This is a genomic window from Micromonospora parva (genome assembly GCF_000718515.1).
Classification (GTDB): domain Bacteria; phylum Actinomycetota; class Actinomycetes; order Mycobacteriales; family Micromonosporaceae; genus Micromonospora; species Micromonospora parva.
This window is the reverse complement of the sequence record NZ_JNZS01000005.1, coordinates 182,382-200,398: the sequence shown is the minus strand read 5'-3', so window position 1 is coordinate 200,398 and position 18,017 is coordinate 182,382. Positions and strand designations below refer to the sequence as shown.

General features: G+C 68.3%; 29 protein-coding genes and 1 pseudogene. 1 reads left to right on the top strand and 29 read right to left on the bottom strand.

Features of this window, described 5'->3' with window-relative positions; genetic code table 11:
* Positions 1-116 precede the first annotated feature (116 nt).
* Positions 117-1,235: a hypothetical protein gene (locus IF22_RS0107955; protein WP_030329927.1), complete on the top strand. Its 1,119-nt coding sequence runs from the start codon at positions 117-119 to the stop codon at positions 1,233-1,235.
* A gap of 67 nt (positions 1,236-1,302) precedes the next feature.
* Here IF22_RS0107955 and truA read toward each other — a convergent pair whose 3' ends face one another.
* The 29 genes and pseudogenes from truA to rplB all read right to left on the bottom strand — a co-directional run bounded on the left by truA (position 1,303) and on the right by rplB (position 18,009).
* Positions 1,303-2,133 carry a tRNA pseudouridine(38-40) synthase TruA gene (gene truA, locus IF22_RS0107950; RefSeq protein ID WP_030329925.1) on the bottom strand — a complete coding sequence of 277 codons (831 nt, stop codon included), beginning with the start codon at positions 2,131-2,133 and terminating at the stop codon, positions 1,303-1,305.
* A gap of 67 nt (positions 2,134-2,200) precedes the next feature.
* A complete protein-coding gene (rplQ, locus tag IF22_RS0107945; protein ID WP_030329923.1) occupies positions 2,201-2,758 on the bottom strand; it encodes a 50S ribosomal protein L17 in 558 nt (185 codons plus the stop codon).
* A 34-nt stretch (positions 2,759-2,792) separates the two neighbouring features.
* Positions 2,793-3,815, bottom strand: coding sequence for a DNA-directed RNA polymerase subunit alpha (locus IF22_RS0107940; RefSeq protein WP_007465227.1), 1,023 nt, complete (start codon positions 3,813-3,815; stop codon positions 2,793-2,795).
* 98 nt (positions 3,816-3,913) lie between these two features.
* Positions 3,914-4,540: a 30S ribosomal protein S4 gene (gene rpsD, locus IF22_RS0107935; RefSeq protein ID WP_030329921.1), complete on the bottom strand. Its 627-nt coding sequence runs from the start codon at positions 4,538-4,540 to the stop codon at positions 3,914-3,916.
* 13 nt (positions 4,541-4,553) lie between these two features.
* On the bottom strand, positions 4,554-4,961 hold the full coding sequence (rpsK, locus tag IF22_RS0107930; protein ID WP_030329919.1) for a 30S ribosomal protein S11: 408 nt from the start codon (positions 4,959-4,961) through the stop codon (positions 4,554-4,556).
* An 87-nt stretch (positions 4,962-5,048) separates the two neighbouring features.
* Complete coding sequence (gene rpsM, locus IF22_RS0107925) at positions 5,049-5,429, bottom strand: 30S ribosomal protein S13 (RefSeq protein WP_030329917.1); 381 nt, start codon at positions 5,427-5,429, stop codon at positions 5,049-5,051.
* A 266-nt stretch (positions 5,430-5,695) separates the two neighbouring features.
* On the bottom strand, positions 5,696-5,809 hold the full coding sequence (gene rpmJ, locus IF22_RS34255; RefSeq protein ID WP_043965539.1) for a 50S ribosomal protein L36: 114 nt from the start codon (positions 5,807-5,809) through the stop codon (positions 5,696-5,698).
* Between the two features lie 91 nt (positions 5,810-5,900).
* Positions 5,901-6,122 carry a translation initiation factor IF-1 gene (gene infA / locus IF22_RS0107920; protein ID WP_007073013.1) on the bottom strand — a complete coding sequence of 74 codons (222 nt, stop codon included), beginning with the start codon at positions 6,120-6,122 and terminating at the stop codon, positions 5,901-5,903.
* A 318-nt stretch (positions 6,123-6,440) separates the two neighbouring features.
* Positions 6,441-6,999: pseudogene (locus IF22_RS0107915) on the bottom strand (DUF1707 SHOCT-like domain-containing protein); the annotation flags it as partial.
* Between the two features lie 135 nt (positions 7,000-7,134).
* Complete coding sequence (map, locus tag IF22_RS0107910; protein ID WP_030329913.1) at positions 7,135-7,986, bottom strand: type I methionyl aminopeptidase; 852 nt, start codon at positions 7,984-7,986, stop codon at positions 7,135-7,137.
* A gap of 87 nt (positions 7,987-8,073) precedes the next feature.
* Complete coding sequence (locus IF22_RS0107905) at positions 8,074-8,727, bottom strand: adenylate kinase (RefSeq protein WP_030329911.1); 654 nt, start codon at positions 8,725-8,727, stop codon at positions 8,074-8,076.
* Entirely contained in the window at positions 8,728-10,056 is a 1,329-nt protein-coding gene (gene secY, locus IF22_RS0107900; protein WP_030329909.1) for a preprotein translocase subunit SecY, read from the bottom strand.
* Between the two features lie 232 nt (positions 10,057-10,288).
* Complete coding sequence (rplO, locus tag IF22_RS0107895) at positions 10,289-10,732, bottom strand: 50S ribosomal protein L15 (protein WP_030329906.1); 444 nt, start codon at positions 10,730-10,732, stop codon at positions 10,289-10,291.
* On the bottom strand, positions 10,732-10,914 hold the full coding sequence (gene rpmD / locus IF22_RS0107890) for a 50S ribosomal protein L30 (RefSeq protein WP_030329904.1): 183 nt from the start codon (positions 10,912-10,914) through the stop codon (positions 10,732-10,734). Before rpmD ends, rplO begins: the two co-directional genes overlap by 1 nt.
* Positions 10,914-11,528, bottom strand: coding sequence for a 30S ribosomal protein S5 (gene rpsE / locus IF22_RS0107885; RefSeq protein WP_018784559.1), 615 nt, complete (start codon positions 11,526-11,528; stop codon positions 10,914-10,916). The genes rpmD and rpsE overlap by 1 nt, the downstream gene beginning before the upstream one ends.
* 33 nt (positions 11,529-11,561) lie before the next feature.
* A complete protein-coding gene (gene rplR, locus IF22_RS0107880) occupies positions 11,562-11,951 on the bottom strand; it encodes a 50S ribosomal protein L18 (protein WP_030329901.1) in 390 nt (129 codons plus the stop codon).
* On the bottom strand, positions 11,948-12,490 hold the full coding sequence (rplF, locus tag IF22_RS0107875; RefSeq protein WP_030329899.1) for a 50S ribosomal protein L6: 543 nt from the start codon (positions 12,488-12,490) through the stop codon (positions 11,948-11,950). Before rplF ends, rplR begins: the two co-directional genes overlap by 4 nt.
* A 16-nt stretch (positions 12,491-12,506) precedes the next feature.
* Positions 12,507-12,914, bottom strand: a complete 408-nt coding sequence (gene rpsH, locus IF22_RS0107870) for a 30S ribosomal protein S8 (protein ID WP_007465270.1) — start codon at positions 12,912-12,914, stop codon at positions 12,507-12,509.
* A 116-nt stretch (positions 12,915-13,030) separates the two neighbouring features.
* Complete coding sequence (locus IF22_RS0107865; protein ID WP_007465272.1) at positions 13,031-13,216, bottom strand: type Z 30S ribosomal protein S14; 186 nt, start codon at positions 13,214-13,216, stop codon at positions 13,031-13,033.
* Between the two features lies 1 nt (position 13,217).
* Positions 13,218-13,784 (bottom strand): 50S ribosomal protein L5, encoded by a 567-nt coding sequence (gene rplE, locus IF22_RS0107860; protein ID WP_030329896.1) that lies wholly within the window; start codon positions 13,782-13,784, stop codon positions 13,218-13,220.
* Positions 13,784-14,104, bottom strand: a complete 321-nt coding sequence (gene rplX / locus IF22_RS0107855) for a 50S ribosomal protein L24 (protein WP_007465276.1) — start codon at positions 14,102-14,104, stop codon at positions 13,784-13,786. The genes rplE and rplX overlap by 1 nt, the downstream gene beginning before the upstream one ends.
* On the bottom strand, positions 14,101-14,469 hold the full coding sequence (gene rplN / locus IF22_RS0107850; protein ID WP_007073026.1) for a 50S ribosomal protein L14: 369 nt from the start codon (positions 14,467-14,469) through the stop codon (positions 14,101-14,103). Before rplN ends, rplX begins: the two co-directional genes overlap by 4 nt.
* Positions 14,470-14,566: 97 nt before the next feature.
* Positions 14,567-14,845, bottom strand: coding sequence for a 30S ribosomal protein S17 (gene rpsQ / locus IF22_RS0107845; RefSeq protein WP_030329894.1), 279 nt, complete (start codon positions 14,843-14,845; stop codon positions 14,567-14,569).
* Positions 14,842-15,078 carry a 50S ribosomal protein L29 gene (gene rpmC / locus IF22_RS0107840; RefSeq protein WP_007465283.1) on the bottom strand — a complete coding sequence of 79 codons (237 nt, stop codon included), beginning with the start codon at positions 15,076-15,078 and terminating at the stop codon, positions 14,842-14,844. Before rpmC ends, rpsQ begins: the two co-directional genes overlap by 4 nt.
* The gene (rplP, locus tag IF22_RS0107835) at positions 15,078-15,503 is read right to left on the bottom strand and encodes a 50S ribosomal protein L16 (RefSeq protein ID WP_007465292.1); all 426 of its coding nucleotides are present in this window, start codon (positions 15,501-15,503) and stop codon (positions 15,078-15,080) included. Before rplP ends, rpmC begins: the two co-directional genes overlap by 1 nt.
* 3 nt (positions 15,504-15,506) lie before the next feature.
* The gene (gene rpsC, locus IF22_RS0107830; protein WP_007465294.1) at positions 15,507-16,376 is read right to left on the bottom strand and encodes a 30S ribosomal protein S3; all 870 of its coding nucleotides are present in this window, start codon (positions 16,374-16,376) and stop codon (positions 15,507-15,509) included.
* Positions 16,376-16,834 (bottom strand): 50S ribosomal protein L22, encoded by a 459-nt coding sequence (gene rplV, locus IF22_RS0107825; protein ID WP_007465297.1) that lies wholly within the window; start codon positions 16,832-16,834, stop codon positions 16,376-16,378. Before rplV ends, rpsC begins: the two co-directional genes overlap by 1 nt.
* A 41-nt stretch (positions 16,835-16,875) precedes the next feature.
* Entirely contained in the window at positions 16,876-17,157 is a 282-nt protein-coding gene (gene rpsS, locus IF22_RS0107820) for a 30S ribosomal protein S19 (protein WP_007465299.1), read from the bottom strand.
* A 12-nt stretch (positions 17,158-17,169) separates the two neighbouring features.
* Positions 17,170-18,009 carry a 50S ribosomal protein L2 gene (gene rplB / locus IF22_RS0107815; protein ID WP_030329891.1) on the bottom strand — a complete coding sequence of 280 codons (840 nt, stop codon included), beginning with the start codon at positions 18,007-18,009 and terminating at the stop codon, positions 17,170-17,172.
* Positions 18,010-18,017: the final 8 nt, after the last annotated feature.

The window sequence follows — 18,017 nt, the reverse complement described above, 5'->3', positions numbered from 1 at the left end:
CCGGCCCGGCAAGGACCGCCGGGGCGATCGGCCTTCTCCACGGACCTGACCCGGCCCACGCGCGCATTTCCCTGAAATTACCCCCTAAAGGGACAATCGCTCCTACTCTGGGCGACATGGTGTATCGGTACGAGTCCGATGAGGACGCTTTCGAGGATTACCCGGAGCCCGGGTCCGACCTGTCGGTGCTCGGCACCGGCCCGCCCCCGCCGGCCGGGCCGTCCCCGTCGCGCTTCCCGACGCCGTCGCTGCCCCGGCCGAACCAGCTCTCGCTGCCCTCGTCGTCGCCCGCGCCGACCCGCGCCGACCCGCCGCAGTCCGCGCCGATACGGGCCGACCTGCCGCAGTCCACGCCGACTCGTGCCGACATCCCGCCCGCACCGCCGCGCAGCCAGATCTACACGTCGGCGACCCCGGTGGAACCGAACGCCCGGCGCGGCGGCGGCCGGCTGTGGCAGGTACTGATCGGCGGTGCCGCCGTCCTGGTACTGCTCGCCCTCTGCGGCCTCGGCGCCGCCGCGCTGCTCATCGACCGCAACGAGCAGCAGCCGCAGAGCAACCCGACGTACCAGCCGAACGCCGCCGCGCCGTCGGCCACGCCGGAACGGGTGGCCCTCGACTCCCGGGACACCGACCAGGCCCCGCTCACCGCCAAGGAACTCTTCCCCGGCAAGGAACTGAAGCTCACCGACGGCCAGCCCAGCTACCGGGTGCTCAAGACCCAGTCCAGCGGCAGTTGTGCCGTCGCCGCCACCGACGAGGTCGCCGACCTGCTGGTCCGGCTCGGCTGCAACCAGATCGTCCGGGCGACGCTGAGCACGCCCGACGACGGGCACCTGGTCACCGCCGGCCTGTTCAACCTCACCGACAAGGTCAGCGCGGAACGAGCCCGGGACCGGCTCCGGCAGCTGCTCGACGAACGGCAGGGCCGTTTCCGTGGCCTCACCGGCGACGACGGCGACGGCACCGACGTCCTGACCAGCGCTCCGGCACGCGTCGGCTGGCAGGTCCGCGGCCACTACCTGGCGTACGCCCTGGTGGTTCGCAAGGACGGCGCGGCGGTCAAGGCGGGTGACGCCAAGGTCCGCGAGATCCTGTTCGACATGATCGAGCTGCACCTCAGCCGGGGCGTGCTGCAACAGCGCGCCGACGGTGGCACGGCCGCGCAACCGACGGCCGGGCCGACCGACAACAGTGGAAGCCAGGGCGGCAACGGCGAGCTGCCAGGCGACTGACCGGTTCCCCGATGACGGGTGTGCTGCCGACAGGTGGCACACCCGTCGTCACTGGCGGTCCGGGCGGTCAGCCTTCGACCGGAACCCGCAACCGGCGGGTCAGGTCGGCGCGGCGTGCGTACTCGGTCGGATCGGACGGGTAGCCGACCGCGACCAGGGTCAGCCCGTGCGCGGGCGCCACTGTCACCTCGCTGGAACGCTCCTGACGGGTGAGCAGGCTCCCCGGCCACTCGACCGGGCGACGGCCGTCCCCGGCCACCAGCATCGCCCCCACGAGGCTGCGCACCATCGCCTGGCAGAACGCGTCGGCCTGCACGGTGGCGACCAGAATGCCGTCCGGGTCGCGACGCCAGTCCAGCCTGGTCACCTCGCGCAGCGTGGTCGCGTGCTCCTTGCGCCGGCAGTACGCGGCGAAGTCGTGCTCCCCCACCAGCCCGGCCGCGGCGGCGTTCAGCGCCGTCAGGTCCAACGGTCTCGGCCAGGCCAGCACCTCGTGCCGGCGCAGCGGCTCCGCACCGAAGGGCGCATCGGTGACCCGGTACTCATAGCGCCGGAAGGTCGCCGAGAACCGGGCGTCGAAGTCGGCCGGCACCTCCGTCATCGCCCGTACCCGCACGTCGGTGGGGAGCAGCCGGGCCAGGCGGCGCAGCAGTCGCCCCTCGTGCTGTCGCCACACCTCCACCGGCAGGTCCAGGTGGCACACCTGCCCGGTGGCGTGCACCCCCGCGTCGGTCCGACCGGCCACCGTCAGCCCGGTGGCAGTGCCGACGCCGAGAACCAGGTCCAGGGTCTCGACGAGCACCCCCGCGACGGTGCGCCGGGCCGGCTGGGCGGCCCAGCCGGAGAAGTCGGCGCCGTCGTACGAGACGTCCAGCCGCAGCCGGATCCGCTCGTCCACCTCGTACCTCCTGTTACGGGTCGGGCCCGACACCCCGATGGGGTGCCGGGCCCGACAATGCCCTTGATCAGGCCTTGTTCTCGGTGGCCTCGTCGCTGTCCTCGCGGGCGGCGGCGGTGTCACCGGACGCCGACACCGGCGCCTCGGAGTCCTGGTCGGCCGGAGCCGACTTCGGGGCCTCGTCGGCCGGGGCGAGCGCCTCGACCTTGTCCTGCTGCGCGGCCTTGCGGGCGGCAGTCTTCTTGTTCGCCTTCGGCTCGGCGACCTGAAGCTCCTCCACCAGCTCGATGATCGCCATCGGAGCGGCGTCACCCTTGCGCGGACCGGTCTTCACGATCCGGGTGTAACCGCCGGGGCGGTTGGCGTACCGGGGCGCGATCTGGTCGAACAGGGCGTAGACGACGTCCTTGTCCTTGACGACACCCAGCACCCGACGCCGCGAGGCGAGGTCACCGCGCTTGGCCTTGGTGATGAGCTGCTCGGCCAGCGGGCGCAGCCGCCGGGCCTTCGTCTCGGTGGTCTGGATCTTGCCGTGCTGGAACAGCGCGGTCGCCAGGTTGGCGAGCATCAGCCGCTCGTGCGAGGGGCTGCCGCCGAGGCGGGGGCCCTTGGTGGGCGTGGGCATTTTTGGTGCTCCTCAGTTGTGGCGGCAGCGCGGACTAGAGCTGCTCGGTCTCGCGGTAGTCGTCGGTGTCGTAGTCGGCCTCGCCGAAGGTGTCCACGACGTGCGCCGGGTCGAAGTTCGGAGCCGAGTCCTTCAGCCCGAGACCCATCCCGGCGAGCTTCATCTTGACCTCGTCGATCGACTTCTGACCGAAGTTGCGGATGTCGAGGAGGTCGGCCTCGGTACGCCCGATGAGCTCACCAACGGAGTTGATGCCCTCGCGCTTGAGGCAGTTGTAGGAGCGGACGGTGAGGTCCAGCTCCTCGATCGGCAGAGCGAGGTCCGCCGCCAGCTGGGCGTCCTGCGGGGACGGCCCGATGTCGATGCCCTCGGCGGTCTCGTCCAGCTCCCGGGCGAGCCCGAACAGCTCCACCAGCGTCGAACCGGCGGAGGCCAGCGCGGTACGCGGGCCCATCGACGGCTTGGTCTCGACGTCGATGATCAGCCGGTCGAAGTCGGTACGCTGCTCGACACGGGTCGCCTCGACGCGGTAGGTCACCTTCAGCACCGGCGAGTAGATCGAGTCGACCGGGATGCGGCCGATCTCGGCGCCGGACTGCTTGTTCTGCGCCGCCGTCACGTAGCCCCGGCCCCGCTCGACGGTCAGCTCCATGTCGAGCCGGCCCTTGCCGTTCAGGGTGGCGAGCTTCAGATCCGGGTTGTGCACCGAGACGCCGGCCGGCGGCTGGATGTCGCCCGCCGTCACGTCGCCCGGGCCCTGCTTACGCAGGTACATGCTGACCGGCTCGTCGTGCTCGGAGCTGACGCACAGCTCCTTGATGTTCATGACGAGCTCGACCACGTCCTCCTTGACACCGGGGATCGTGGTGAACTCGTGCAGCACACCGTCGATCTTGATCGAGGTGACGGCCGCGCCCGGGATCGACGACAGCAGCGTACGCCGCAGCGAGTTGCCCAGGGTGTAGCCGAAGCCCGGCTCCAGCGGCTCGATGGCGAACCGCGACCGGGTCTCGTTGATCGACTCCTCGGAGAGGGAGGGTCGCTGGCTGATGAGCATCTTTTCTCTTCTCTTCCGGGACGCCCGCTATTTGACGCCCACGACACAAACTGTTCCGGTGGCCCGCCCAAGCGGGCGGGCCACCGCAACGAGCCCGACTACTTGGAGTAGAGCTCGACGATCAACTGCTCCTGGACCTGCGTGTCGATGACCTGCCGGGCCGGGAGGGAGTGCACGAGCACCTTCATCTGGCTCGGGATGGCCTCAAGCCACGCCGGAACCGTCTTCGAGCCGGCCTGAGCCTGCGCGACGATGAACGGGGTGAGCTCCTTGCTCTTGCCCCGAACCTCGATGATGTCGTGCTCCTTGACGCGGTACGACGGGATGTCGACCTTCTTGCCGTTCACCGTGAAGTGACCGTGCTTGACCAGCTGGCGGGCCATGTCCCGCGAGTGGGCGAAGCCGGCGCGGTAAACGACGTTGTCCAGCCGCGACTCGAGGATCTGCAGGAGGACCTCACCGGTCTTGGCCTGCTTGCCGACGGCTTCCTCGTAGTAACCGCGGAACTGCTTCTCCAGCACGCCGTAGACGCGGCGGGCCTTCTGCTTCTCGCGGAGCTGGAGCAGGTACTCCGTCTCCTTCGTGCGGCCGCGGCCGTGCTGCCCGGGCGGGAACGGCCGGGACTCGAACGGGCACTTCGGACCATCGCACTTGCTGCCCTTGAGGAACAGCTTCATCTTCTCCCGCCGGCAACGGCGGCAGTCTGCACCGGTGTAACGAGCCATCTCTCTCTACCTCTCAGACCCGGCGACGCTTCGGCGGACGGCACCCGTTGTGCGGCTGCGGGGTGACGTCGGCGATCTGCCCGACCTCGAGGCCCACTGCCTGCAGCGAACGGATGGCGGTTTCCCGGCCGGAGCCGGGGCCCTTGACGAACACGTCGACCTTGCGCATGCCGTGCTCCATGGCGCGACGCGCGGCAGCCTCGGCGGCCAGCTGCGCGGCGAACGGAGTCGACTTGCGGGAGCCCTTGAAGCCGACCTGGCCGGCGGAGGCCCAGGAGATGACCGCACCGGTCGGGTCCGTGATGGACACGATGGTGTTGTTGAACGTGCTCTTGATGTGCGCCTGCCCGTGGGCGACGTTCTTGCGTTCCTTGCGCCGGACCTTCTTTACAGCGGCTCCGGCACGAGCCTTCGGTGGCATAAGTCTGTGCGCTCCTAGTTGACTTTCCGGACTGGGTTGCGGTCTGGCCCGCCTCGGCGGCGACCGACCCCGTCATCCGGTTAAGAACTACTTCTTGCCGGGCTTCTTCTTGCCGGCGACGGTCCGCTTCGGGCCCTTGCGGGTCCGGGCATTGGTCTTGGTCCGCTGGCCACGCACGGGCAGGCCCCGGCGGTGCCGGATGCCGGCGTAGCAGCCGATCTCGACCTTGCGGCGGATGTCAGCGGCGACCTCGCGGCGCAGGTCGCCTTCAACCTTGTAGTTGCCCTCGATGTGGTCGCGGAGCTGCACGAGCTCCTCGTCCGTGAGGTCCCGAGCGCGCTTGTCCGGCGAGATGCCGGTGGCGGCGAGCGTCTCCAGGGCGCGGGTGCGACCGACCCCGAAGATGTAGGTGAGCGCGATCTCCAACCGCTTTTCGCGGGGGAGATCCACGCCGACTAGACGTGCCATGTGCGGGCGTACTCCTCGTGATGTGTGGCGGAGGTGTGGACCCGTCCCACCCCGCTACCGGCCGTCCCGTCCTTCCGACGCGATCAGCGCCGGCGACCGGGATCGGTCGCTGCCCAAGCGGGCCCCGGCCTCCGACCGGGGGTCAGCCACGAGGGAGTACGCATCGCGTACCGCTCGCGGCTGGGACGAGCATGTGTGATGTGTGTGTCGCTGGGGATCTGCCGGGACCAACGCCACCCGGCCGTGCTCCGGCCGGACGGGCTGAGTCAGCCCTGGCGCTGCTTGTGGCGCGGGTCGCTGCAGATGACCATGACCCGGCCGTGCCGGCGGATAACCCGGCACTTGTTGCAGATCCTCTTGACGCTCGGCTTGACCTTCACGGTTGCCTTACTTCCCATCTGGCCCGGGGACGCGCGTTGCGCGACACCGGACGTCGAAGACGGACACGGGACTTCCCGGCCGTCGTCAGGACTACTTGTAGCGGTAGACGATGCGCCCGCGGGTCAGGTCGTACGGCGAAAGTTCGACGACGACCCGGTCCTCCGGAAGGATGCGGATGTAGTGCTGCCGCATCTTGCCGCTGATGTGAGCCAACACCTTGTGGCCGTTCGCGAGCTCCACCCGGAACATGGCGTTCGGCAGGGGCTCGATGACCCGACCCTCGATCTCAATGGCTCCGTCTTTTTTCGGCATGTCCTCCGCTGTCCTGACGTCGATTGCTCCGGGCGGCCCACAACGTCTTACACGGAAATCTGATCAGAATCAGAAGCCCGCGCCAGCCGCGGCTCCAGCTCCCACCGAAGCGCAGGGTGGGCATGCCGGAGTGGACGCTGTGCGCCGATCTGAAAGTGTACGCCGGCCTGCAGGCCGCCGCCAAACCGACCACCCCCCACCCCGCGCGTCGCCCCCACGGCCCCCATCCCCAGTTCCGTTGATCATGAAGTTGTTGCCACGAATCGCCGGTGTCGGTGGCAGTAACTTCATGATCAACGCGGGAAGAGTGGGGGCCGAGCCGGGCGGCCCGGGGTTATTGGGGGGTGTCGGGGTTGATGGCGCGCTTTGCCTGTTTGCGTTCTTGGCGGCGCTGCCGCTTGATGGCCTCGCGCCGGGGCTCTCCCCCGGCCAGTCCCGTGACGGTGCGGATCACCAGCACCGCGCCCCACGGCCCGGCCACCCAGGCCGGCCAGAAGTGCTGCAGGTCCTGGCTGAGCAGTGACGCCACCGCCCAGATGGTCACCACGATGGCAATCACCCGCAGGTACGGGAACCACACCTCGGCCAACCAGCGGGCGGTGGCACCCCGGGTGGCCGTCTGACCGGGCTGGTCACCCAGCAGGCCCACGGTCGGCGCGGTCGCCGGCGCCAGACCCGACCGCTGCGCCGGCGTCACCGGCGGCAGGTCGGCGAGCAGGACCTTCAGGTCGGCGTACGTGCGTGCGGCGTAGGCCCGCTGCAACCGCTCGTCGTACTCGTGCAGGTCCAGCCGGCCCTCCTCGAGGGCGACCCGCAACCGGTCGGCCACCGCCGCACGGTCCGAGTCAGCGGCTCGCATCCCGTCGCGCCCGTCCATGCCGGCAAGCATGCCACCGTCGCGCCAGTCCGCCCGACCCCCGACCCTGGTCGATCATGAAGTTGTTGCCAGTCTCACCGGCGTGTCGGGGCAACAACTTCATGCTCAACGGGCGGACCGAGGACCCTGGGAGGGTTAGGGGGTTGTTGAGGCGGCAGGTTGGCGGGCGGTCACCAGGTCGCCCAGGCGGGCGCGGCCTCCGTCGAAGGCGGTGAGCACCCAGACCCCGTCCGGCAGCAACGCCATCGAGTGCTCGACGTGCGCGGCCACCGAGCCGTCCCGGGTGACGACCGTCCACCCGTCGGCCAACTCGACGGTACGCGGCGACGCCATGGTGATCATCGGCTCGATCGCCAGCGCCATCCCGGGAACCAGACGCGGGCCCTTGCCCGGCCGGCCGTGGTTGAGCACGTGCGGGTCCTGATGCATCTCGGTCCCGATGCCGTGCCCGCCGTAACCGTCGACGATGCCGTACCGACCGCCCTTGCGCACAGCGGTCTCCACCGCGTGCGAGATGTCGGTGAGGCGGCCCTTGCCGCTCGCCGCGCCCCGGGCGGCGGCGGCGATGCCGGCCCACATCGCGTCCTCGGCGACCTCGGCCATCTTCAGCAGCGCCGGGTCGACGTCGCCGACCCCGACCGTGATGGCGGAATCGCCGTGCCACCCGTCCAACACCGCGCCGCAGTCGATGGAGATCAGGTCACCGGGCTGGAGCACCTGCTTCGGCGACGGGATGGCGTGCACGATCTGCTCGTTGACCGAGGAACAGATCGACGCCGGGAACCCGTGATAGCCCTTGAACGACGGAACGCCACCCGCCTCGCGGATGGTCGCCTCGGCGATAGCGTCCAGATCGGCGGTGCTCACGCCGGGGGTAACAGCCTCCCGCATCCGGCGCAGCGCCTCGGCCACCACCAGCCCGGCGGCCCGCATCTTCTCGATCTGGTCAGGAGTCTTCAGCTGGATGTCCAGCTGGGGACGACGCATGGAGCAGTTACCTTTCGTGGCCGTTCAGCGGGGCACGTCACGCGTACCCCGCTGTTCGCACTCTATCCGCCGTGAACCGGTCGGACCTCAGCCGCCGTACGACCGCAGGGCGTCGATGGCCCGGGTGGTGACGTCCTCCACCGGGCCGGTGGCGTCGATCCCGACCAGCTTGCCCTGAGCGCCGTAGTAGTCGACCAGGGGTGCGGTCTTCTCGCTGTACTCACGAAGCCGCGTGGCGATCGTCTCCGGCTTGTCGTCGTCGCGCTGGAACAGCTCGGCGCCGCACCGGTCACAGATGCCCGGCCGGGTGGTGGCGTCGAACTCGACGTGCCAGATCTTGCCGCAGCCCCGGCAGGTACGCCGACCGGAGAGCCGCCGGATCACCTCGTCGTCGTCGACGACCAGCTCCAGGACCAGATCCAGGGCGGTGCCCAGATCAGCGAGGAGCTTGTCCAGAGCGGCCGCCTGCGGAGTCGTCCGCGGGAAGCCGTCGAGCAGGAAACCCTCGCTGGCGTCGGGCTCGGCCAGCCGGTCCCGGACCATGTTGATGGTGACCTCGTCCGGGACCAGCTCGCCCGCGTCCATGTACCGCTTCGCCTCGATACCGAGGGGCGTGCCCTGGGTGACGTTCGACCGGAAGATGTCTCCGGTCGAGATCTTCGGCACCGAGAGGTGCGCGGCGATGAACTCGGCCTGTGTGCCCTTGCCCGCGCCCGGCGGGCCAACCAGAACGAGTCTCATCTACCGCAGGAACCCTTCGTAGTTCCGCTGCATGAGTTGGCTCTCGATCTGCTTCACGGTCTCCAGACCGACGCCGACCATGATGAGCACAGCGGTGCCGCCGAACGGGAAGTTCTGGTACTGCTGGTTGTCCAGCCAGATGAAGAAGAAGTTCGGCAGGATCGAGATCACGCCGAGGTAGAGCGCGCCCGGCAGGGTGATCCGGCTGAGGATGAAGTCGAGGTAGTCGGCGGTCGGCTTGCCGGGGCGGATGCCCGGCACGAAGCCGCCGTACTTCTTCATGTTGTCAGCGACCTCGGTCGGGTTGAACGTGATCGACACGTAGAAGTACGTGAAGAAGATGATCAGCAGGAAGTAGACCGAGATGTAGATCGGGCTGCTCGGGTTGACCAGGTTGTTCTGGATCCACGACTGGGTCTTGCCCGGGTCGGTCTGGTCGAAGAACTGCAGCGCCAACTGCGGCAGGTAGAGCAGCGACGAGCCGAAGATGACCGGGATCACACCAGCCTGGTTGACCTTCAGCGGGATGTAGGTCGACGTGCCGCCGTACATCCGCCGGCCGATCATCCGCTTGGCGTACTGCACCGGGATCCGGCGCTGCGCCTGCTCGATGAAGGTGACAGCGGTGATGACCACCAGGACCAGGGCGATGACCAGGGCGAACATGTCCCAGCCCTTGCTGGTCTTGATCTGCCAGCCCTCGCTGGGCAGCCGCGCCGCGATCGAGGTGAAGATCAGGACGGACATGCCGTTGCCGACGCCGCGGTCGGTGATCAGCTCGCCGAGCCACATGACCATGCCGGTGCCGGCGGTCATCGTCATCACCAGGATGGACAGCGTCAGCCAGTCCGGGATGCCGGTGCCGGTCGGGATGATCGGGAACTGGTCGCACCGGTTCTGGAACAGCTGGCCGGAGCGGGCCAGGGCCACGAACGCCGAGGCCTGCAGCACACCGAGGCCCAGGGTCAGGTAGCGGGTGTACTGGGTGATCTTCGCCTGACCGGCCTGGCCCTCCTTGCGGAGCTGCTCCAGACGCGGGATCACGACGGTCAGCAGCTGCAGGATGATCGACGCGGTGATGTAGGGCATGATGCCCAGCGCGAAGACCGAGAGCTGCAGCAGCGCTCCGCCGGAGAAGAGGTTGAGCAGGTTCACCACCCCGGTGGTGTCACCCTGGATGGTGTCGAGGCACTTCTGCACGTTGCCGTACGAGACGCCCGGGCTGGGGAGCGTTGCACCCAGCCGGTAGACCGCGATGATGCCTACTGTGAACAGCAGCTTCTTGCGCAGGTCAGGCGTACGGAACGCACTGAGAAAGGCGGACAGCAACTTCTTCCTCCTGCGCGAGGCGGGCCGCCGGTGATCCCTGGCGGGTCGGGGTGGATCACGGGCGAGTGCCCGCAATCCATGGCTGGGATGGGACTCTAACAGCCTCACCCCGGTCCGGGCAGATGCGCCCGACTACATAAATCGATTCCGATGTTACCGGGCGCTCAGGCCCCAGGCAGACCATGGCGCCCGCCAGTTGCTCACAACTGGACGGGCGCCATGGTCGTACGCCTTACAGCTCGGTGACGGAGCCACCGGCGGCGGCGATCTTCTCCTTGGCCGACGCACTGAACGCGTGCGCGGACACCTGGAGCGCCACACCGCCGAGATCCCCGGTGCCGAGGACCTTGACCGGGTGACCCTTGCGGACCGCGCCGGACTCGACGAGCTCCAGCGGGCCGACCTGACCACCGTTCGGGAACAGCTCAGCGAGTCGGTCCAGGTTGACCACCTGGAAGACCACCTTGAACTTGTTCTTGAAGCCCTTCATCTTCGGCAGGCGCATGTGGATGGGCATCTGCCCACCCTCGAACGCCGCCGAGATGTTCTTGCGGGCCTTGGAGCCCTTGGTACCGCGACCAGCGGTCTTGCCCTTGGAACCCTCACCGCGACCCACACGGGTCTTCGCGGTCTTGGAACCAGGCGCCGGGCGCAGGTGGTGAACCTTGATCGTCATTACTCGACCTCCTCGACCTTCACGAGGTGGTTGACCGTGAAGATCATGCCGCGGATCTCGGGCCGGTCCTCCTTGACCACCACGTCGTTGATCCGCTTGAGACCGAGCGAACGCAGCGAGTCACGCTGGTTCTGCTTGGTCCCGATACCGGACCGGAGCTGGGTGACCTTCAGGCGTGCCATCAGGACGCCACCCCCGCCCGCGACGCCAGCATGGCGGCCGGCGCGACGTCCTCCACCGGCAGACCACGACGCGCCGCGACCTGCTCGGGGGACTCAAGCCCCTTCAGGGCCGCCACGGTGGCGTGCACGATGTTGATCGGGTTCGACGAGCCGAGGCTCTTGGAGAGCACGTCGTGGATACCGGCGCACTCCAGCACGGCACGCACCGGACCACCGGCGATGACACCCGTACCGGCCGAGGCCGGCTTGAGCAGCACCACACCGGCCGCGTCCTCACCCGTCACCGGGTGCGGGATCGAGGCGCCGATACGCGGAACCTTGAAGAAGTGCTTCTTGGCCTCCTCGACACCCTTGGCGATGGCCGCGGGCACCTCCTTGGCCTTTCCGTAGCCCACGCCGACCGTGCCGTCGCCGTCGCCCACGATCACCAGGGCGGTGAAGCTGAAGCGACGACCACCCTTCACGACCTTGGCGACGCGGTTGATCGCGACGACCCGCTCAAGGTGCGGGGTCTTCTCGACGGGCGCGTTTCCGCGGCCGCCCTCACGGCGGTTGTCGCGGCGACCACCCTCGTTGCCACCGGACCCGCCGCCACGGCGCTGTTGACCTGGCATCAGCAGCCTTCCTTCTCTCTCGTGACGGGGTTGTTAGAACTCGAGCCCGGCTTCGCGGGCGGCGTCGGCAAGCGCGGCGACTCGCCCCGCGTACCGGTTGCCACCGCGGTCGAAGACGACCTTGGAGACGCCGGCGGCCTTGGCCCGCTCGGCGAGCAGCGCGCCCACCTTGCCGGCCAGGGCGCTCTTGTCGCCCTCCGCACCGCGCAGCGAGGCGTCCAGGGTCGACGCCGACGCCAGGGTGTGACCCTTGGTGTCGTCGACGATCTGGGCGACCATGTGCCGCAGGGAGCGGGTGACGACCAGGCGCGGACGCTCGGCCGTACCGCTGACGTTCTTGCGGACGCGGAAGTGTCGACGCGCACGCCCAACGGCGCGCTTGGCGGCGACACCGCGGCGGCGCTTGAGCAGCGTGGCGCTCACTTCTTACCTGCCTTTCCAGCCTTGCGGCGGATGACCTCGCCCTGGTACTTGACGCCCTTGCCCTTGTAGGGCTCCGGCGGGCGGATCTTCCGGATGTTGGCGGCGACCTCACCGACCTGCTGCTTGTCGATGCCAGCCACGTGGAACAGGGTCGGCCGCTCCACCGTGAAGGTGATGCCCGCCGGGGCGGGGACGACCACCGGGTGCGAGAACCCGAGCGCGAACTCGAGGTCCGAACCCTTGGCGGTGACCCGGTAACCGGTGCCGGCGATCTCCAGGCTCTTGCGGTAGCCCTCGGTGACCCCGACGATCATGTTGGCGACCAGCGTACGGCTCAGGCCGTGGAGTTCCTTGGCCTTGCGCTCGTCGTTCGGCCGGTTGACGCTCAGCTCGCCGTCCTCGCCACGCTCGATCGTGATCGGCTCGGCGAGGGTGTGCTCAAGCTGGCCCTTGGGGCCCTTGACCTTGACGGTCTGCCCGTCGATCGTGATATCGACGCCGGCTGGTACCGGGATCGACTTACGTCCAATTCGCGACATTTCTACCTGTCTCCCGTTACCAGACGAAGGCGAGGACTTCCCCGCCAACACTCCGCTTGCGGGCCTGCCGGTCGGTCAGCAGCCCCTGGGACGTCGAAATGATCGCCACGCCCAGCCCACCGAGCACCCGCGGGAGCCCGTCCGACTTGGCGTACACCCGGAGACCGGGCTTGGACACGCGCTTGATACCGGCCAGGCTCCGCTCGCGGTTCTGGCCGTACTTCAGCTCGACGACCAGTCGCTTGCCGACGGCGCCCTCCTCGGGCTCCTCGACCGACCAGGTGGCGATGTAACCCTCGGCCTTCAAGACCTCGGCGATGTTCGCCTTGATCTTGGAGTAGGGCATCTTCACCTGATCGTGGTACGCCTGGTTGGCGTTACGCAGACGCGTGAGCATGTCTGCGATCGGGTCGGTCATCGTCATGGATTTCGTCAGCCTTTCTCGCCGGGGTTCCCGGGGCACCAGCCCCGGGCCTACGGCGAAGAGCAATACCTAATCGGTGCAGGAGTTCCCGGCCGACGGCCGGGACGCGGTCGCCCTTACCAGGAAGCCTTGGACACGCCCGGCAGCTCACCGCGGTGAGCCATCTCCCGGATGCAGACCCGGCAGAGCCCGAACTTGCGGTAGACCGCCTTCGGACGCCCGCACCGCTGGCAGCGGGTGTACGCGCGAACCGAGAACTTCGGCTTCGCGGCCGCCTTGATGATCAGCGCCTTCTTGGCCATCTCAGTTCTCCTTGAACGGGAAGCCCAGGAGCTTGAGCAGCGCCCGGCCCTCGTCGTCGGTCGTGGCGGTCGTGACCACCGTGATGTCCATGCCCCGCTGGCGATCGATCTTGTCCTGGTCGATCTCGTGGAACACCGACTGCTCGGTCAGACCGAACGTGTAGTTGCCGTGCCCGTCCAGCTTGCGCCCGTCCAGGCCGCGGAAGTCGCGGATACGCGGCAGCGCGATGGAGAGCAGCCGGTCCAGGAACTCCCACATCCGGTCGCCACGAAGGGTGACCTTCGCGCCGATCGGCATGCCCTCGCGGAGCTTGAACTGCGCGATGGACTTGGTCGCCCGCCGCACCTGCGGCTTCTGGCCGGTGATCGTGGCGAGGTCGCGGACCGCACCGTCGATCAGCTTGGCGTCGCGAGCAGCCTCGCCGACACCCATGTTGACGACGATCTTGACCAGCCGCGGCACCTGCATGGGGTTGCCGTAGCTGTGCTGCTCACGCAGCTGGGCCACGATCTCGTTGCGGTACCGCTCCTTGAGGCGCGGCAGGGTCTTTTCGGTAGCCGTGGTCATCACAGGTCCTTACCGGTGCTACGCGCGATGCGGACCTTCTGGCCGTTGTCGTCGATCCGGTAACCGACGCGGGTCGGCTTGCCGTCGGAGTCCAGGACCTGCACGTTCGAGACGTGGATCGGGGCCTCCTGAGTGACGATGCCGCCGGTCTTGGCGCCACGCTGGGTGGTGCTGATGCGGGTGTGCTTCTTGACCCGGTTCACGCCCTCGACCAGGACCTTGTCCTGCCGCGGGTAGGCCGCGATGACCTTGCCCTTGGCACCCTTGTCCTTGCCGGCGATGACGACGACCGTGTCGCCCTTCTTGACCTTCACGGTCACAACACCTCCGGCGCGAGGGAAATAATCTTCATGAACCGCTTGTCCCGCAGCTCCCGGCCCACCGGGCCGAAGATACGGGTTCCACGCGGGTCCCCGCCGTCCTTGATGATGACGGCGGCGTTCTCGTCGAAGCGGATGTACGAGCCGTCCGGACGCCGCTTCTCCTTCGCGGTGCGAACGACGACAGCCTTGACGACGTCGCCCTTCTTCACACCGGCACCCGGGATGGCGTCCTTGACCGTGGCCACGATGACGTCGCCGATGCTCGCGTAGCGCCGACCCGAGCCACCGAGAACCCGGATGCACAGGATCTCCCGAGCACCCGTGTTGTCGGCGACGCGCAGTCGCGACTCCTGCTGAATCACGTCTATCTCCTATGTCTGCCGGTTCTCCGGCCGCCGTAGCGGCCGGAGCCTGGCGGAACCAACGCCCGACGCAACGCCGGGCGAGCTCGAGCCTTCGCTACTTGGCCTTTTCCAGGATCTCCACGATCCGCCAACGCTTGGTGGCGCTCAGCGGCCGGGTCTCCATGATGAGAACCCGGTCACCGGTGCCAGCGGCGTTCTGCTCGTCGTGCACCTTCAGCTTGCTGGTACGGCGCATGATCTTGCCGTACAGCGCGTGCCGAACCCGGTCCTCGACCTCGACCACGACGGTCTTGTCCATCTTGTCGCTGACCACCAGGCCCTCACGGACCTTGCGGCGGGACCGCGCGGCGGCGGTGGCGGTCTCTTCGGTCATGATGCAGTCACCTCAGTCGGCGCGGCCGAGAGCCCCAGCTCGCGCTCGCGCATGATCGTGTAGATCCGGGCGATCTCCCGACGGATGACCTGCAACCGCCGGTTGTTGTCCAGCTGCCCGGTTGCGGCCTGCACGCGGAGGTTGAACAGCTCCGCCTTGGCCTCCCGCAGCTTCGTGACCAGCTCCTCCTCGGAGAGCTCACGCAGCTCGGTCGCCTTAACGCCCGCTGCCATCAGGATTCACCCACTTCGCGCGTAACAATGCGGCACTTCATCGGGAGCTTGTGGATCGCGCGACGCATGGCCTCTCGCGCGATCTGCTCGTTGGGGAAGGACATCTCGAAGAGAACCCGCCCCGGCTTGACGTTGGCGACCCACCACTCGGGCGAACCCTTACCGGAACCCATCCGGGTCTCGGCAGGCTTCTTGGTGAGGGCCTGGTCCGGGAAGATCGTGATCCAGACCTTGCCACCACGCTTGATGTGGCGAGTCATCGCGATACGTGCCGACTCGATCTGCCGGTTCGTCACGTACGCCGGCTCGAGAGCCTGGATCCCGAACTCGCCGAACACCACCCGGTTACCACCCTTGGACGCGCCACTGCGGTCCGGGTGGTGCGGCTTGCGGAAGCCCTTCGGGGGCTTGCGCGGCATCAGCATCTGTCAGCCCTCCTGCTGCGTTTCTGCCGGAGCAGCAGCGGCGGCGACAGCTGCGCTGTCGACCGGCTCACCGCTCGGCGTCTCGGCCTGCTGCGCGATGGTGGTCGCAGCAGCCCGACCGGCCTCGGTGCCACCAGCCGTGGTGCCGGACGAACCCGACCGGCCACGGCGCGGACGCTCGGGACGGTCGCCGCGCTCACCACGACGCGGGCGGGACGGACCGGCCTCGGCCGGAGCCTCCCGGCCCGGGACGGCGTCGCCCTTGTAGATCCAGACCTTCACACCGATCCGACCGAACGTGGTACGGGCCTCGAAGAAGCCGTACTCGATGTTGGCCCGCAGCGTGTGCAGCGGAACCCGGCCCTCACGGTAGAACTCGGTCCGGCTCATCTCGGCGCCGCCGAGGCGACCCGAAACCTGAACCCGGATGCCCTTGCAGACCGGGTTCTTCATCGCCGACTGCATGGCCTTGCGCATCGCCCGACGGAAGCTGACCCGGCTGGACAGCTGCTCGGCCACGCCCTGCGCGACCAGCTGAGCGTCCGACTCGGGGTTCTTCACCTCGATGATGTTCAGCTGAACCTGCTTGCCGGTGAGCTTCTCAAGCTCGCCGCGGATCCGGTCGGCCTCCGCACCCTTACGGCCGATGACGATGCCCGGCCGGGCGGTGTGGATGTCGACCCGGACCCGGTCGCGGGTGCGCTCGATGTCGACCTTGGAAATCCCGGCACGCTCGAGGCCCTTGGACATCATGCGGCGGATCTTGACATCCTCGCCGATGTAGTCCTTGTAGAGCTTGTCCGCGAACCAGCGGGACTTCCAGTCGGTCGAGATGCCGAGCCGGAACCCAGTGGGGTGAACCTTCTGACCCATTACTCGGCGTCCTCCGTCTTGCTCTGCGCTTCGGCCGGTGCGGCCTCCGTGGCCGGGGCGGCCTTCTTAGCCGCGGCCTTCCTCGGTGCTGCCGGCGCGACCGCTTCGACCGCCACGGTGATGTGGCACGTGCGCTTGCGGATGCGGTAGGCCCGACCCTGGGCCCGCGGCTGGAACCGCTTCATCGTCGGGCCCTCGTCCACGAAGGCCTCGCTGACGAGCAGCGCGTCGGGGTCCAGCCGCTCGTTGTTCTCCGCGTTGGCGATCGCGCTAGCGAGCACCTTGTACACCTGCTCGCTCGCAGCCTGCGGCGCGAACTGCAGCACCGTGAGCGCCTCCTTCGCGGGCAGGCCGCGGACGAGGTTGACCACCCGGCGCGCCTTCATCGGCGAGATGCGCACGTGCCGCGCAACCGCCCGCGCGCCCGGAAGCACCGGAGCGTCGCCCTTTCCTGGCATCGCTGTAACCCCTTGTTCCCTCTATCCGTATGCCCGCGGCGTCAGCGCCGACGGCTCTTCCGGTCGTCCTTCTCGTGACCCTTGAACGTGCGGGTCAGCGCGAACTCGCCGAGCTTGTGCCCGACCATCGCCTCGGTCACGAACACCGGGACGTGCTTGCGTCCGTCGTGCACGGCGATCGTGTGCCCCAGCATCTCGGGGATGATCGTCGAGCGCCGCGACCAGGTCTTGATCACGTTCTTGGAGCCCTTGTCGTTCTGAACTTCCACCTTCTTGAGCAGGTGGTCGTCGACGAACGGGCCCTTCTTCAGGCTGCGAGGCATGTCTTATCTCCCTCAGCCGCGCTTACGCGTGGCGTAGCGACGGCGGACGATCAGCCGGTCACTCGGCTGGCCCTTACGGCGGGTGCGGCCCTCGGGCTTACCCTGCGGGTTGACCGGGTGGCGACCACCGGAGGTCTTACCCTCACCACCACCGTGCGGGTGGTCGACCGGGTTCATGGCGACACCACGGACGGTCGGGCGCTTGCCCTTCCACCGCATCCGGCCGGCCTTACCCCAGTTGATGTTCGACTGGTCGGCGTTGCCGATCTCGCCGATGCTGGCGCGGCAGCGCACGTCGACCCGCCGGATCTCACCGGACGGCATACGCAGGGTCGCGTACGCGCCCTCACGGCCGAGCAGCTGGATGCCGACGCCGGCGGAACGGGCCAGCTTGGCCCCGCCACCCGGACGCAGCTCCACGTTGTGGATGGTGGTACCGACCGGGATGTTGCGCAGCGGCAGGTTGTTACCCGGCTTGATGTCGGCGCCCGGGCCGGACTCGACGCGGTCGCCCTGCTTCATGTCCTTCGGCGCGATGATGTACCGCTTCTCGCCGTCGGCGTAGTGCAGCAGCGCGATACGCGCGGTGCGGTTCGGGTCGTACTCGATGTGAGCGACCTTCGCCGGCACGCCGTCCTTGTCGACCCGCTTGAAGTCGATCAGACGGTACTGGCGCTTGTGACCGCCGCCGTGGTGCCGCGTGGTGATCCGGCCGTGGGCGTTACGCCCGCCCTTCTTCGGCAACGGAGCCAGCAGCGACTTCTCCGGCGTGGACCGGGTGATCTCGGCGAAGTCAGCGACACTCGAGCCACGTCGGCCCGGCGTCGTCGGCTTGTACTTACGGATAGCCATTGTCTACA

Bases quoted from the DNA above. Each gene is read 5' to 3' on its own strand.
- rplO (WP_030329906.1), bottom strand. From the start codon at position 10,732: ATGACGATCAAGGTTCACCACCTGCGCCCGGCGCCTGGTTCCAAGACC.
- rplV (WP_007465297.1), bottom strand. From the start codon at position 16,834: ATGCCAGGAAAGGGCGACGCTCCGGTGCTTCCGGGCGCGCGGGCGGTT.
- rpsK (WP_030329919.1), bottom strand. From the start codon at position 4,961: ATGCCACCGAAGGCTCGTGCCGGAGCCGCTGTAAAGAAGGTCCGGCGC.
- IF22_RS0107905 (WP_030329911.1), bottom strand. From the start codon at position 8,727: ATGAGACTCGTTCTGGTTGGCCCGCCGGGCGCGGGCAAGGGCACACAG.
- rpmC (WP_007465283.1), bottom strand. From the start codon at position 15,078: ATGGCAGCGGGCGTTAAGGCGACCGAGCTGCGTGAGCTCTCCGAGGAG.
- rpsE (WP_018784559.1), bottom strand. From the start codon at position 11,528: ATGCCAGGTCAACAGCGCCGTGGCGGCGGGTCCGGTGGCAACGAGGGT.
- rplB (WP_030329891.1), bottom strand. From the start codon at position 18,009: ATGGCTATCCGTAAGTACAAGCCGACGACGCCGGGCCGACGTGGCTCG.
- rpsC (WP_007465294.1), bottom strand. From the start codon at position 16,376: ATGGGTCAGAAGGTTCACCCCACTGGGTTCCGGCTCGGCATCTCGACC.
- rplF (WP_030329899.1), bottom strand. From the start codon at position 12,490: ATGTCGCGAATTGGACGTAAGTCGATCCCGGTACCAGCCGGCGTCGAT.
- map (WP_030329913.1), bottom strand. From the start codon at position 7,986: ATGCGTCGTCCCCAGCTGGACATCCAGCTGAAGACTCCTGACCAGATC.
- rpsH (WP_007465270.1), bottom strand. From the start codon at position 12,914: ATGACGATGACCGACCCGATCGCAGACATGCTCACGCGTCTGCGTAAC.
- IF22_RS0107865 (WP_007465272.1), bottom strand. From the start codon at position 13,216: ATGGCCAAGAAGGCGCTGATCATCAAGGCGGCCGCGAAGCCGAAGTTC.
- rpsD (WP_030329921.1), bottom strand. From the start codon at position 4,540: ATGGCTCGTTACACCGGTGCAGACTGCCGCCGTTGCCGGCGGGAGAAG.
- rpsM (WP_030329917.1), bottom strand. From the start codon at position 5,429: ATGGCACGTCTAGTCGGCGTGGATCTCCCCCGCGAAAAGCGGTTGGAG.
- rplP (WP_007465292.1), bottom strand. From the start codon at position 15,503: ATGCTGATGCCGCGCAAGCCCCCGAAGGGCTTCCGCAAGCCGCACCAC.
- infA (WP_007073013.1), bottom strand. From the start codon at position 6,122: ATGCCGAAAAAAGACGGAGCCATTGAGATCGAGGGTCGGGTCATCGAG.
- rpsQ (WP_030329894.1), bottom strand. From the start codon at position 14,845: ATGACCGAAGAGACCGCCACCGCCGCCGCGCGGTCCCGCCGCAAGGTC.
- rpmD (WP_030329904.1), bottom strand. From the start codon at position 10,914: ATGGCACGCCTGAAGGTCACCCAGCTCCGGTCCGGTATCGGGACCAAG.
- IF22_RS0107955 (WP_030329927.1), top strand. From the start codon at position 117: ATGGTGTATCGGTACGAGTCCGATGAGGACGCTTTCGAGGATTACCCG.
- rplE (WP_030329896.1), bottom strand. From the start codon at position 13,784: ATGACCACGGCTACCGAAAAGACCCTGCCGCGCCTCAAGGAGCGGTAC.
- rpsS (WP_007465299.1), bottom strand. From the start codon at position 17,157: ATGCCTCGCAGCCTGAAGAAGGGCCCGTTCGTCGACGACCACCTGCTC.
- rplQ (WP_030329923.1), bottom strand. From the start codon at position 2,758: ATGCCCACGCCCACCAAGGGCCCCCGCCTCGGCGGCAGCCCCTCGCAC.
- IF22_RS0107940 (WP_007465227.1), bottom strand. From the start codon at position 3,815: ATGCTCATCAGCCAGCGACCCTCCCTCTCCGAGGAGTCGATCAACGAG.